13 protein-coding genes are annotated in these 14,163 nt (G+C 41.5%); 8 read left to right on the top strand and 5 right to left on the bottom strand.

Annotated features, from left to right (window positions below; translation table 11 throughout):
- Positions 1-29: 29 nt before the first annotated feature.
- Together KO534_RS21350 and dauA are read right to left on the bottom strand one after the other, a co-directional pair.
- Positions 30-1,010: an HPP family protein gene (locus KO534_RS21350; protein WP_215933104.1), complete on the bottom strand. Its 981-nt coding sequence runs from the start codon at positions 1,008-1,010 to the stop codon at positions 30-32.
- 266 nt (positions 1,011-1,276) lie between these two features.
- Positions 1,277-2,968: a C4-dicarboxylic acid transporter DauA gene (gene dauA, locus KO534_RS21345; protein WP_252732339.1), complete on the bottom strand. Its 1,692-nt coding sequence runs from the start codon at positions 2,966-2,968 to the stop codon at positions 1,277-1,279.
- Positions 2,969-4,035: 1,067 nt separating this feature from the next.
- Between dauA and KO534_RS21340 the strand changes: the two genes are divergently transcribed.
- Positions 4,036-4,488, top strand: a complete 453-nt coding sequence (locus KO534_RS21340) for a DUF1499 domain-containing protein (RefSeq protein WP_252732338.1) — start codon at positions 4,036-4,038, stop codon at positions 4,486-4,488.
- A gap of 178 nt (positions 4,489-4,666) precedes the next feature.
- Here the strand turns inward: KO534_RS21340 and KO534_RS21335 are convergent, their stop codons facing one another.
- The 3 genes from KO534_RS21335 to KO534_RS21325 form a co-directional block, all read right to left on the bottom strand.
- Entirely contained in the window at positions 4,667-5,512 is an 846-nt protein-coding gene (locus KO534_RS21335; protein WP_215933102.1) for a tetratricopeptide repeat protein, read from the bottom strand.
- Positions 5,513-5,598: 86 nt separating this feature from the next.
- The gene (locus KO534_RS21330) at positions 5,599-6,450 is read right to left on the bottom strand and encodes a pirin family protein (RefSeq protein ID WP_354667970.1); all 852 of its coding nucleotides are present in this window, start codon (positions 6,448-6,450) and stop codon (positions 5,599-5,601) included.
- Positions 6,451-6,519: 69 nt separating this feature from the next.
- Positions 6,520-7,086, bottom strand: coding sequence for an FMN-dependent NADH-azoreductase (locus tag KO534_RS21325; protein ID WP_215933098.1), 567 nt, complete (start codon positions 7,084-7,086; stop codon positions 6,520-6,522).
- A 133-nt stretch (positions 7,087-7,219) separates the two neighbouring features.
- On the opposite strand from KO534_RS21325, the gene KO534_RS21320 reads away from it, so the two are divergent.
- From KO534_RS21320 to purD, 7 genes are all read left to right on the top strand, one after another.
- A complete protein-coding gene (locus tag KO534_RS21320) occupies positions 7,220-8,131 on the top strand; it encodes a LysR family transcriptional regulator (protein ID WP_215933096.1) in 912 nt (303 codons plus the stop codon).
- Positions 8,132-8,272: 141 nt separating this feature from the next.
- Positions 8,273-8,590, top strand: coding sequence for a DUF962 domain-containing protein (locus tag KO534_RS21315; protein WP_215933094.1), 318 nt, complete (start codon positions 8,273-8,275; stop codon positions 8,588-8,590).
- 241 nt (positions 8,591-8,831) lie between these two features.
- Positions 8,832-9,845: a tRNA dihydrouridine synthase DusB gene (gene dusB / locus KO534_RS21310; protein ID WP_215933092.1), complete on the top strand. Its 1,014-nt coding sequence runs from the start codon at positions 8,832-8,834 to the stop codon at positions 9,843-9,845.
- Positions 9,846-9,873: 28 nt separating this feature from the next.
- Positions 9,874-10,167 carry a DNA-binding transcriptional regulator Fis gene (fis, locus tag KO534_RS21305; RefSeq protein ID WP_007619851.1) on the top strand — a complete coding sequence of 98 codons (294 nt, stop codon included), beginning with the start codon at positions 9,874-9,876 and terminating at the stop codon, positions 10,165-10,167.
- A gap of 124 nt (positions 10,168-10,291) precedes the next feature.
- A complete protein-coding gene (gene purH, locus KO534_RS21300; protein WP_215933090.1) occupies positions 10,292-11,899 on the top strand; it encodes a bifunctional phosphoribosylaminoimidazolecarboxamide formyltransferase/IMP cyclohydrolase in 1,608 nt (535 codons plus the stop codon).
- A 124-nt stretch (positions 11,900-12,023) separates the two neighbouring features.
- Positions 12,024-12,833: a class I SAM-dependent methyltransferase gene (locus KO534_RS21295; protein ID WP_215933088.1), complete on the top strand. Its 810-nt coding sequence runs from the start codon at positions 12,024-12,026 to the stop codon at positions 12,831-12,833.
- A 32-nt stretch (positions 12,834-12,865) separates the two neighbouring features.
- A complete protein-coding gene (gene purD, locus KO534_RS21290; protein WP_215933086.1) occupies positions 12,866-14,152 on the top strand; it encodes a phosphoribosylamine--glycine ligase in 1,287 nt (428 codons plus the stop codon).
- Positions 14,153-14,163: the final 11 nt, after the last annotated feature.

Below are 14,163 nucleotides of genomic sequence, written 5' to 3'. Positions count from 1 at the left end.
ATTAGAAACCAGAAGTGCGCTCATTGTAGCTAATCATCAACTTCAACTTTTATCCATTGCTGCTGATGCTTTATCACTTCAAACCTTGCCCATTGGTGAAACTCTGAACGTAAACAAATATTAGTTTCATACCCCCCATCACCAGCCAGCACCTTGTATATTACTTTGTCCAAATGGGGCCGACTATTCTTGGGAGACGCATCAACAATTTGTCGAATACTCCATAAACTCCCAATTTTTCCATTACTATATATGTGTCCAGCAATAATTTCAGGGGGATGGGTTATGTTTTTCTCGGCGTGTTGTTTGGCTAATTCTAATAAGTCAGCCAAACCTTCAGGAGTAATATCTACATACGAGTCTAACTCTTGCATCGCAGCCGCAAAATCTTCATGAGTTAATTCAAATTGTCTGTCTTTGGGCTTAGTAGTAACTGTTTTTTTAAATTTATGGGCCAAATGTGCTGGGTAGCGACGCCATGTAAAAAGTGCGTTGTATGCAAGGCTGAGTAACAGAATTGCGAGTAAATTAGCTGCTATAGGTACGAGTAGATATTGGTATCCTAGATCAGTGATTACTGAGCCGCCCATCACCACAGTTAACGCGGTCGCCCCTCCTGGTGGATGAATACATCGTAGATAATACATTGCGCCAATGGCCGTACCTACCGCCGCACCAGAAACAATAAAGGTATTACCAAACAATTTAAAACAACTGACCCCAATAAAACCGGAGATAATGTGTCCACCAGCCACAGCCCATGGTTGAGATAAAGCCCCGTGTGGTACTGCAAATAGTAATACCGCGCTGGCTCCCATAGAAGCGATCACTAAAATACCGCTAGTAGAGTCTAACGTCCCCGTCTGTATTAAGAGGTGAGTTATCAGGAAAACACCAGAAATACCGATTAAGCCACCAAAAGCAGAAATGATTTTTTCGGTATGGCTAGTAGAATTAGCAGTAAAGCCACTAAGCAACAGAAACTCGTTAACTAAATGTTTTATTGTCATTTTTTAATATATTCGCACCAAAATGGTGCTGGATACTAAAAGAAAAATAGCTTACTTTGCAAGCTATTATGCGATTTGACTCCCCCTAAAATTCACGCTTTTTCGGTGAACACAATTTTCAGAAGGTACCTTAATGCATTTAGTCATTTTCGCTTAGTGAGCGGAATAAAGCAGTGACAACAGCTAACAATTACTATCCGGTAATTCTACGATATATGACTTTTTTATTAGCTATTAGGGGCCAAAGTCAGTCTCTAGCTACCCGGTTATAGCATTTTGTTAGCCATAACAATTGCTTCATCTACTGTCCCAGAAAATTGTACTGCTTCTGGTTTTTCATTTATGCCAACACGATGTAATTTTGCTGCCATGCGTTGTTGCAAATTACTAATGATGAGGACTATGTGCTGTTTCGCTAGGCTCTCTGTAATTGACTCCATTGCAACGATAGCACTCATATCAAGCATGTTAACTTCTGTCATATCGAGTATGACAACACGGAGATTTGGCGTCACTGTGGAAATAGCCTGTAGTGCTTTTTGAGCTGAACCAAAAAATAATGAACCATTAATGTCATATATAGCAATGCTATCAGGCAAATCTCCGTAGTCTTCATGGCTTTTCTCAACCCTAGTTGTACTGGTTATTGTGATGCTTTTGCGAATAAACAACATAGAAGCCAGCCCAATTCCAACTGCAACGGCAACTGTCATATCAAATAAGACGGTTAGTAAGAAACACAAAATCAAAACAATCACGTCATCCCTAGGGGCAATTTTAATTGTTCGTATAAATTGTTTGGGTTCGCTCATATTCCAAGCAACAACTAATAACAGTGCCGCCATAGAAGCCATAGGGATATAAGCTAGTAGAGGTGTAAGGGCGAGTATTGCCCCAAGAATAAACAAACCGTGGACCACCGAAGCTAGTGGTGAAGTACTACCCGCTTTAATACTTGCTGCTGTGCGAGCAATGGCTGCGGTTGCAGGTATCCCTCCAAAAAGCGGCGCGATGATATTACCGAGACCTTGTCCAATAAGTTCATCGTTAGAATTATGTTTCTTTCCGGTCATCCCGTCGGCAACCACCGCACATAATAGCGATTCAAGGGCGCCCAATATCGCAATAGTGATCGCTGATGGTAATAACAGCTTAATCAGTTCAAAGCTCAAACCAATGGGCTCACCATCGGCTCCCGGTAAATTCCATGGCCATTCGAAACTTGGTAAAAGTGCAGGAATACCGTTACCTGCTATTCCATTTATCTCATAATTGAACCGACTTCCGATTGTCGCTACAGAAAAATCCTGAATGAACTGGCTAAGTAGCCACGCAGTTGCTGAACCTAAAAGTAGCGCAATTAAATGGCCAGGTATTCGTGAGCGTATACGTGGCCATAATAATAATATGGTTATAGTTAAACTAGCTATGAGAAGCTCCTGCCAGTCAATGCTTGGCAACGAATTCACTATCAACAAAAGTTTATCGAGATAATCCCCATCCATTGCTTCGATATCAAGACCTAGAAAATCTTTAATTTGAAAGGTGCCAATCACCACACCTATACCCGCAGTAAACCCAATAACGACTGGGTAGGGAACAATTTCGATAAGCTTTCCGAACTTACCTAAGCCCATCAATATCAAAACCAAACCAGCCATCAAACCGCTTAAAAGTAATCCGCCTATTCCAAACTGCTGAACAATGGGCAATAGCACAACAACAAATGCGGCAGTAGGGCCTGATATATTCACTTTCGAGCCACCACCAATGGCGATGACAATGCCAGCAATAATTGCTGTGTACAAACCATGTTGTGGAGGGACGCCACTTGCAATGGCGAGCGCCATAGAAAGGGGCAATGCAATCACCCCAACAGTTAAACCAGCAAGAATGTTAGCTTGAATTTCCGAAATTTTCATTCCGCCAACTAAAGAATTTCTTAATGCTGAAAACAACTTGTACTCCTTTGATATGATCCAATAAAAATTAAATTTGGTTTCCTTTGTATTTCCGCAAAATACTTCGGAAAGACGGCACAAATAGAAAAGGTTTATGTATTAAAAAGCCAGTGAAAACAGTTATCAGTATGGTATTGACAATACCTTTGAAAAGTCGCGGTAACAGATGAATGCATATTTGATTGGCCTTTCAAGCCAAAAACTCAAATGAAATAAGACGCAAATACGTAGTTAGCGCTAACTAACTTTTTTATCCAAAGTAGTTGTTTTTAATCACATGACTTCTAAGCTGCAATAACAGATTCCGCAGCTAAATATAAATTATCATGCCGGCGGGTAAATTCTAAATACCCAATAGTTCTTTTATACTTTTGACTACTCAACCTTGGCCAAAAATATGGAAATGATGGTGATATGATTAAGAATAAATATCGAAACTATTTGTAGATAATCCCTCGAAGCAATGCTCCCCAATGTCATATAGTTAATGCGCTATACTTAGCTACAACAAGAGGCTCTGGAACGAGAGCCCTTGCCTACCAATAATTGCTATAAGCCTAATCATCAGGCTTCATCCAAGTTTATGGCTGCGGATTTTTTTTTACTTACTTTGGCATTGATCCTATCGGCTTTTTCTTTTCTCTTTTGCTTTTTGCGCTCATTTTTATCCGATACGATCTAGATTGCGTCTTGTTGCGATAAGTGTGGATGTTTGGCAAGCAACTCTTCAACCTTTCCATTAATTTTGGTCATTATTTAACCTTGTGGTTTGTAAACGAATATATTGTAGATAATTATATGCTGTCGAAATCAAGAAGCACATAACTCTTTCCTTAAACCCGTAAAAAGTGAATAAGCAACCTTGAGCGATTTTTATTTTAAGTCAAAAATAACTAACGCTAGTTTCTGTGAAAACGCCTTTTAAAAATCACCATCAGGCTATGCCGCTAAATATTATAGGTTTAATGGGATTATCTCGAAAATACGACGGTTTTCTTGTTATTGTTTATTTAAATATTAAAGTTACAAACTTAGATGTTACAAAATGGTTAAGGAATGAAAGTATGAAAAAGTCTATGTTAGCGGGTTTGAGCTGTATATTATTGGGCACGGGATGCGCCTCTGCGCCACCACAGTTAGGCGTTAACAACGGACAGCTTACACCATGTCCCGACAAACCCAATTGTGTGAATAGTTATACTTCAGATAAAGAACAATATGTGGCACCCATCCAACTTAGAGGAACCACACTAACAATTCGAAATAACATATTAACGGTTCTTAAAGAAATGCCCAACTCAACCATCACAGCTACAGAAACAAACTATATAAGGGCCGAATTTACCTCTAATATTTTTAGATTTGTAGATGATGTAGAGTTCTATTTTCCTGATAGCAAGACTACCGAAACCACAGTTCATTTTCGTTCAGCATCTAGAATTGGCTATTCAGATTTTGGTGTAAACCGAGAGCGCATTCAAAAAGTCCGTGACCAGTTTGTAATCCTTAGTGAATAGAAGCCTGCCTATTAATTTAATGTATGATTATAGAGATAACTACTTATCGCTATTTTTTCATTTACGTGTGGAACAGGGTTAGCTCTCCTGTATTTTCTATAACCAACAAAAAAACCGGCGCTTGCCGGTTTTTTTGTTGGTTCGCTAAGTAAGGTGCGTCTTTAAAAATAAGTAACGGTTAATATAACAAGCCGTAAATTTTGCGCCTAAATGTTGATTTAAGTGGGTCGCCATCTGGAAGGGCATTAATCATATCTAAGGTTAACTTTTTGGCTTCGCCAAAGTTTAAGTCTTTATACAACACCGACATAATCAACTCTAAGGCGTCTTCGGTTTGATTGGCTTGGTGTAATTGCACCGCTAGTTTGACTTTAATTTCTAAGTCGTCCGGCTTTGCCGCTAATTCAGCTTGCAAGGCTTTAATTTCAGGCGATTCGGCAGCTTGTTCGGCCAATTCAATTTTACCTAAGATACTTTTATATAAGGCGTCTTGGTCAACTAAACCGATAGTGCTTAACAGCTCTTTAGCCTGTTTGACCTGACCAACCTCTACTTGGCAATCCGCCAAAAGCAACTTGATATCTGCACGTTGCGCGTCTAACTCGTGCGCTTGTTTTAGAACGGTATACGCTTGTTGGTAGTCACCCGCAGTGACGAGTTCTACGCCTTGTTGATACAAACCATCTTCAGGTTTAGGTAAGTGCTTCTCAAAACTAGCAATAATCTCTGCTTCGGTTTGTACCCCAGCAAAGCCATCTATTGGCTGACCTTCTTTCACTAAAATAACGGTTGGCAGATTTTGCACTCCAAATTGACCAGCTATTTCTTGCTGGGTTTGGCAATCCACTCGGGCATGAATAAGGCTGTCACTAAATTTTGCAGCCACATTGGCTAACACTGGCGCCAGCTGTTGACTGGGTTCGTAACCTTCAGCCCAAAACTCAACCATCACAACATTAGTTTGTGAGTCTTGCAAGATAACTTGCTGGAAATTTTCTGGGGTAATATCGATGAAATTGTGCATTTTAAAATCCAAAGCTGATTTATGCTGAATTAGTGGCTTGCCAAAGGAATGGGGCCAAACAATGCAATTTCAAGGATAGATATTTACTAGTTCTGAGTACCAAACCTGCCCATTTGATAATCCGCAATGGCTTGATTGATCTCTTCGCGGGTGTTCATCACAAATGGGCCCCCTCTAGCAATAGGTTCGTCTAAGGGTCTACCAGCAATCAACAGATACTTAGCACCATTTAAAGCTCTAATTTCAATTGAATCGCCATCGGTTAACACTGCTACTTGTCCTTTAGAAACTCTTTGATTAGCGCCTTCTGAAAGTTTAATTTCACCTTCATACACATAAACAAATCCGTTGTGACCTGCTGTGATGCTTTCTACAAACAGCGTATCTGGTTGTTGCTGAATATCCCAGTAAATAGGCTCTACAAAAGTGTTGTTGATAATCCCTGTAGTACCATTTTGGGTTTGCCCCGCAATGACCCTAATTTTCAGGCCATCTCTGGATTCTACAGCTATTTCATTACCGTTTTTTTCTTGATAGGCAGGCTCTATCATTTTATGTGACTTAGGCAAATTTACCCACAACTGAAACCCAGCAAGCAAACCATCTTGTTGTTCTGGCATTTCTGAGTGAATGATACCTTTACCCGCTGTCATCCACTGCACACCACCAGCTTCAATGGTGCCTTCGTGGCCAGCACTGTCTTGGTGGCGCATCTTGCCAGCCAACATATAAGTTACCGTTTCAAATCCTCGATGAGGATGCGGTGGAAATCCTGCAATATAGTCTTGGGGTTGATCTGAACTAAAGGCATCAAATAACAAAAAAGGGTCAAGCATATTGAACTGCGGTGTACCTATAACACGAGATAACTGCACCCCTGCGCCTTCTGATATAGGCTGTCCTGCAAATACAACTTGTACTTGTCGAATTATTTTCACCTTGTGCCTCCTATTCATAGTCACAGTTTAGATCTAGGCTAGTGTGAGAATGTCCCAAACTCCCCATGATTACGCCGGCAATACTCTATCCGCACTTACATCTATTTTAGTGGCATCAATCACAGTGACATCGATAATCCCCATAAACCCTAAAACTCGTTTTAAGTAAATGCTTGCTATGTCCATATCACTACCTATAGGTACGCCACCAGAAGCCATGACCAAATAGGCTTTTTTATCTTTCAATAAGCCTTCTGGTCCATTTTCAGTGTATTGAAAAGTCACACGAGCACGGGCTACCATGTCTACCCAAGCTTTAAGAACGGCAGGCACGCTAAAGTTATAAATAGGCGAGCCAATAATAATATGTTCGGCATTTTGTAATTCGCTCACCAAATTATCAGACAAAGCAAGCGCCTCTTTTTGAGTCTCGTCTCTTTGCTCTGAGTCAGTGAAATTTGCGCCAATCCACTGCTCATTTACAAAAGGTATTCCTTCGGCTAGATCACGCTCAGTGACAGCCAGCCCCACACTTTTTTTTTGCAATTCGTCTACTAGTTTTTCAGAAACCAAACGGGTTAATGAGCCTTGGTAACGGCCGCTTGAGTTAATAGATAAAATACCTGACTGCTTCATTTTTTATTCCTAAAGATTCACGGTTAACAGTAATTTAGTGGTCAGTTTACAGTTGCCATTAAAAAGAAAAACAACTTAAAATTGAAATCATTGTTCACATAAAGAGAACAATTAAATATGGAGCAACTAGTTAATGAATCAATTGGAAGACATGCAAACCTTTGTACGTATTGTTGAAGCAGGCAGTATTACTAGAGCATCGGAACAACTCAATACAGTTAAGTCAGCCATTAGTCGGCGTTTAGCAGAGTTAGAAAAACGTTTAGGGGTAACCCTACTCACACGCACCACTCGCTCACAAACATTAACCGATTCGGGGCTCAGTTATTATCAGCAGTGCCTAAGGATTATCGAGGACCTAGCGGAAGTGGAAGCGAGTATTAAAGATAAGCATTGCTCTTTTGCCGGCACTATCAAAATATCCGTGCCTTTTTCTTTTGGCCTTAAGCACCTTGCACCAGCATTTAGGCAGTTTAATCAGGCCCACCCTAATGTTTTATTCAATGTAGATTTTAATGATCGTAAAGTTGACTTAATTGAAGAAGGATACGACTTAGCTATTCGTATTTCGACGCTGGCTGACTCTACTCTAATTGCCAGAAAAATCACGTCTGTTTCGCCGGTTTTATGTGCCAGTCCTGCTTATTTAAAACAATATGGAGAGCCCAAAACCGCTGAGGATTTAAACCAAGGCCATGTGCGCTTACGATACAACCTAATGCCTGAAGCATGGCAGTTAGTGTCAGACTCAGGGAAAACTGTAGTTGTAAAATCACCTGTAGTGGTTAGCGCCAACAATGGCAACTACCTTTGTGAAGAGGCCATAGCAGGCAGGGGATTAATGTTTGGCCCAGATTTTATTTGCTACGAAGCCATAAGAGCGGGTCAGCTCAAGCTATTGCTTTGTGAACAGTTGAGAAACCAAACGACTAATGCTTACGCGGTTTATCCACACACCCGACATTTGTCTCAAAGGGTCAGGGGATTAGTGGATTTCTTAGCCGATTATTTTGGCGAAAAGCCCTATTGGGGCATTTACTCCTAAAATAACCTGAGCTCGGGTTGAATAACTAAAATATTCAATACGCAACTAATTGGATTCTCTACTCTCAATTGTCGCTAAATAGACATTTGCTACAAATTTACCATGTTAACTTAGCGTTAGTATTTTACTAGGTAATTAATTATGAACACAACAAAACAAAAATCATTTACTAGTTTTGCAGAATTCTATCCTTATTACCTCTCAGAGCATGAAAATATGACTTGCCGACGCATGCATTTCGTTGGCTCAACTTTAATTTTGTTTTTAATCGCTTATGTAGTTTTGACACAGCAATGGGTATTGTTGTGGTTTTTGCCGGTTTTAGGATATGGCTTTGCTTGGGTAGGTCATTTCTTTTTTGAGCACAACAAACCTGCTACTTTCAAATATCCACTTTACAGCTTGCTAGGTGATTGGGTGATGTTTAAAGACATGTTACTTGGCAATATTAAACGTTAGCGTTTTTGGATTAAACCATTTACAAAAAACTAACGATGCCCCCACCATTTTCCGTCAAAAACTGGTTAACCAGCTTCAAACTGCGACTTTTTGTAATGTCAATATGGTTTGCTTAAAAAAAGTACAAATTTGTTTGATTTATAGCCTTTCCAAGCCAGCAAAAAACCCTTAAACTTGCGCCCCTTTTTAGAGTCCGGTCGATTTTTGCACAATTAAGTGTGGAGGATATTCATTCTATATTATGCAAATTGGTCCATATACTTTAGAAAACAATTTGATGCTGGCTCCCATGGCGGGAGTAACCGACCGACCCTTCAGGCAATTATGTAAACGTCTCGGGGCTGGATTGGTCGTATCAGAAATGCTCTCGTCCAACCCTCGGGTATGGAATTCAGAAAAATCCAAACAACGGATGGATCATGAAGGTGAAGAGGGTGTGCGTTCTGTGCAAATTGCTGGGTCTGACCCTGAATTAATGGCACAAGCTGCACAGTTTAATGTAGGTAACGGCGCACAGATTGTTGATATCAATATGGGTTGCCCGGCTAAAAAAGTGAATAAAAAGTTAGCAGGCTCGGCATTGCTGCAAGATCCACCACTGGTTGAGAAAATCATTCAGGCGGTAGTCAAGGCAGTCGATGTACCTGTTACCTTAAAAATACGCACAGGTTGGAATGTTGAAAATCGCAATGGTGTATCAATCGCCAAAATTGCACAAGACAACGGCATTCAGTCATTAGCGGTGCATGGTCGCACCAAAGCCTGTATGTACAAAGGCAACGCAGAATACGACACCATTAAGGCAATTAAACAAGCCGTGTCTATCCCTGTTGTTGCCAACGGTGATATAACCAGCGCGCAAAAAGCTAAGCACGTTTTGGAATATACCGAAGCAGATGCGCTAATGATCGGTCGCGGTGCTCAAGGTCACCCTTGGATATTCCGTGAGATCTTGCACTATCTGCAAACGGGTCAAATATTGCCTGCACCTAACATTGACGAAGTGAGTAGCATTTTGCTTGAACACGTCGCCAATGTTCACCAGTTCTATGGCGATTTTATGGGATGCAGAATTGCCCGCAAACATGTGGGTTGGTATTTGGCCAAACACGACCAGCAAAGGCTGTTCCGTGCAAAGTTCAACGTCATTGAAGATGCAAGGCAGCAACTTGATGCGTTAACTATGTACTTTGATAAATTGGCAGGCGAACCAGCACCTTCATCGGTGTCTGAAGACGTTTCACCTGCTGCTTAATATGACTAACTAAAGAGCTCGATTGTATATGTTCGAACAAAATGTAACTTCTCCATTTACCACTACGGTAACCACTCCTTCGCAAACGCAGGCTCAAAAACCTCTTCGTGATTCTGTTAAACAAGCTGTAAACAAGTATTTAAAACAACTTGATAATACCAACATCGAAAACTTATATGAGCTAGTCATGGCCGAAGTAGAAGCGCCAATGTTAGAAGAAATAATGACTTTCACACGTGGTAACCAAACAAAAGCTTCAACTATGTTAGGTATCAACCGTGGCACTTTACGTAAAAAACTTAAACAATACGGCATGAACTAAGGTTTTATTGCCTAATTTTAAGAGCACCTTTAGGTGCTCTTTTTGTTTGTGACAAGCATGACCAAACAGTCAACAAACACCTCGATTAATCCGCCGAAATCTTTGTCTATATAGTGGAACAAACATGCAACAAGACTCTCCAGCAACTCCTATTCGTCGCGCCCTGTTAAGCGTATCTGATAAATCCGGGCTACTTGAGTTTGCCCAATTCTTAGCCAGCCAAGGTGTCGAATTATTATCAACTGGTGGCACCGCAAAGTTACTCAGCGATAATGGCCTAACCGTAATTGAAGCATCGGATTACACGGGTCACCCAGAAATTATGGATGGCAGAGTGAAAACTTTGCACCCCAAAATCCATGGTGGCATTCTGGCTCGTCGCGGACAAGATGAACAAGTCATGGCTGACAACAACATTCAAGCTATTGATCTAGTGGTAGTAAACTTGTATCCATTCGCGGCAACGGTTGCCAATGACGAATGCAGCTTAGAAGACGCGATTGAAAACATCGATATCGGCGGACCTACCATGGTGCGCGCCGCAGCTAAAAATAACAAAGATGTGACTATTGTTGTAAACGCTAAAGATTACGCTCGCGTAACTGCAGAAATGCAAGCTAACAACAATACAGTTACTCAGGCGACACGCTTTGACTTAGCCATTGCGGCGTTTGAACATACAGCAGAATACGACGGCATGATCGCTAACTACTTTGGTGCCATGATTGAATCGAGCGAATGTGAAACAAACTGTGGACATCAACACAGTCAATTTCCACGCACCTACAATATGCAGTTCACTAAAAAGCAAGATTTACGTTACGGTGAAAACAGTCATCAAAGCGCGGCGTTTTATGTTGAAAATGACATTCAAGAAGCTTCGGTTGCAACCGCGACTCAACTTCAAGGTAAAGAGTTATCTTTTAACAATATCGCCGATACAGATGCGGCACTTGAATGTGTAAAAGAATTTGATGTTCCGGCCTGTGTCATAGTTAAACATGCCAATCCTTGTGGTGTCGCACTGGGTGATGACATTTTAAGTGCCTACACTCGCGCTTATCAAACCGATCCTACTTCAGCCTTTGGAGGCATAATTGCCTTTAACCGCGAACTTGACGCGGCCACAGCCCAAGCCATTGTTGAGCGACAATTTGTGGAAGTGATTATTGCTCCATCTATTAGTGAAGCCGCCGTAGAAGTAGTAGCGGCCAAGAAAAATGTGCGATTGTTAGCATGTGGAGATTGGCAAGGACAATTAACTGATGGTCATGATTTTAAGCGAGTCAATGGCGGTTTGTTAGTTCAAGATCGTGACTTTGGAATGGTCGAACAAGACGAGCTAAAAGTTGTGACTAAGCTACAACCTAGTGAACAACAATTGAAAGATTTAATGTTTACTTGGAAAGTTGCTAAATACGTTAAGTCTAACGCTATTGTGTACTGCAAAGACGGTAAAACGATAGGTGTAGGTGCTGGGCAAATGAGCCGCGTTTACTCTGCCAAGATTGCTGGCATTAAAGCTTCTGACGAAGGATTACAAGTTGAAGGTTCGGTGATGGCATCAGATGCTTTCTTCCCATTTCGTGATGGTATAGACGCCGCTGCTGCAGCGGGCATCAGTGCGATTATTCAACCCGGTGGTTCGATGCGCGACCAAGAAGTAATAGATGCAGCAGACGAACATGGTATTGCCATGGTATTTACTGGCATGCGTCACTTTAAACACTAAACGTTTGAACCAATAAACTGAGCCAATAATATCCCTTAACATTTTGGCTCGGTTTTTTGTTACCTCTAGAGTATTTTGTCGATACAATCTATTTAATTCTAATGTGAATAAAAGAGAGAATATTATGTTTAAACATGTACTGAAAGTGGCAGTTTCTTTATCACTACTTAGCTCAGCCCCTGTATTTGCGGACGCAATTATTGATGCCGTAGGTAGCGAAAATCGTCCTGTTGAGCAAAAAATTCGCGATGAATACCGTAATCCACAACAAACTCTGCGCTTCTTTGATGTACAAGCTGATATGGCTGTAGCAGAAATTTCGCCAGGTGGTGGTTGGTACAGTAATATATTGGCACCGTTACTTAAAGACAAAGGCCAATACTATGCGGCACATTTTTATCTTTACGAAGGTGCGCCAGGTTATTACAAACGACTGTTAGACGGCTTTAAACAAAAAGTAGCCACGCAGGCAGACTACTCGAATACAAAAGTCACTGCATTTCATCACCTTAAGGCTCAAGATTTTGCCCCTGCTGGTTCTTTAGACCGTGTTTTAACGTTTCGCAATGTGCACAATTGGTATATGGATGCAGGACAAGAAGGCATAGAACAAGCCTTTATAAGTTTTGCAAAAGCCCTGAAAAAAGGTGGCATAGTAGGTGTAGTTGATCACAAACTCCCCGAGTCAGCTTCAGATGATATGCAAAAAAAATCCGGGTATATGAAACAATCAGTAGTGGTAGCCGCGGCACAAAAAGCAGGCTTAACCCTAGTTGCGGAAAGTGCAATTAATCTTAATCCACTCGATTCATCTAACCATGAAAGAGGGGTTTGGACACTTCCGCCAACCTTAGCACTAGGCGACAAAGACCAAGCTAAATACTTGGCCATTGGTGAAAGTACTCGAATGACGCTTAAGTTTGTTAAGCCTTAATTTATAAGACTCAAAGAAGAACAACACTCCCTATGAAAGTATTGATTATTGGCGGCGGTGGTCGCGAACATGCATTAGCTTGGAAAACCGCCCAGTCGGAAAAGGTATCTCAAGTATTCTTGGCACCTGGTAATGCGGGAACCGCAGCTGAAGACAAACTCAGCAATGTAGATGTAGGCGCCGAAGACGTACCTGCATTGTTGGATTTTGCTAAACAAAATCGAATTGATTTGACTATTGTTGGGCCTGAAGTACCCTTGGTTTTAGGCGTAGTAGATGCGTTTCAGGCCGAAGGATTAAGTATATTCGGCCCTTCACAAGCAGCAGCTCAATTAGAAGGCTCAAAAGCCTTTACTAAAGACTTTTTAGAGCGTCACAAAATTCCTACCGCTGACTACCAAAACTTTACCGAAATTGATCCGGCAATCGCCTATGTGCAAGAAAAAGGCGCGCCAATAGTTATCAAAGCTGACGGCCTCGCTGCGGGCAAAGGTGTGATAGTGGCTATGACACTCACCGAAGCAGAAGACGCTATTCGCGACATGTTAGCAGGCAACGCTTTTGGAGAAGCAGGTAGCCGGGTGGTAATTGAAGAATTTCTCGACGGAGAAGAAGCTAGCTTTATTGTGATGGTCGATGGCAAAAACGTTTTACCTTTTGCAACCAGCCAAGATCACAAACGTGTGGGTGATGGTGATACAGGCCCCAATACTGGAGGTATGGGAGCATACTCACCGGCACCGGTAGTGACACCCGATATTCACGCACGAGTTATGGAAGAAGTCATATATCCCACTGTCGAAGGTATGGCTGCCGAAGGGAATACCTACGTAGGTTTTCTATATGCCGGTTTAATGATCATGCCAGACGGCACCCCTAAAGTAATTGAATACAACTGCCGATTTGGCGATCCAGAAACTCAACCGATTATGATGCGTTTACAGTCTGATTTAGTAGAACTAGTTGAAGCTGCACTAGATGGCAAACTTGACCAAATTCGCGCAGCCTTTGACGCTAGAGCCGCAGTAGGAGTAGTGTTAGCTGCAGGTGGCTACCCAGGCAGTTACAACAAAGGTGACGTTATTGAAGGCTTAGAACTTGGCGGTGCTGATAGTAAAGTATTTCATGCTGGCACCAAAAACGTTGACGGTAAAATCACCACTAATGGTGGCCGTGTTTTATGTGCAACCGCATTAGGTAAAACCGTTACCGAAGCGCAAAAACATGCGTACGATTTAGTGAAAACTATTCACTGCAAAGACATGTTTTACCGCGATGATATTGCTTATCGCGCTATTGCTCGTGAGCAAGGTAGCTAGCTCAATGTTTG

This window comes from Paraglaciecola arctica (assembly GCF_018861065.1).
Classification (GTDB): Bacteria; Pseudomonadota; Gammaproteobacteria; order Enterobacterales; family Alteromonadaceae; genus Paraglaciecola; species Paraglaciecola arctica_B.
This window is presented reverse-complemented; position numbering and strand designations above follow the sequence as displayed.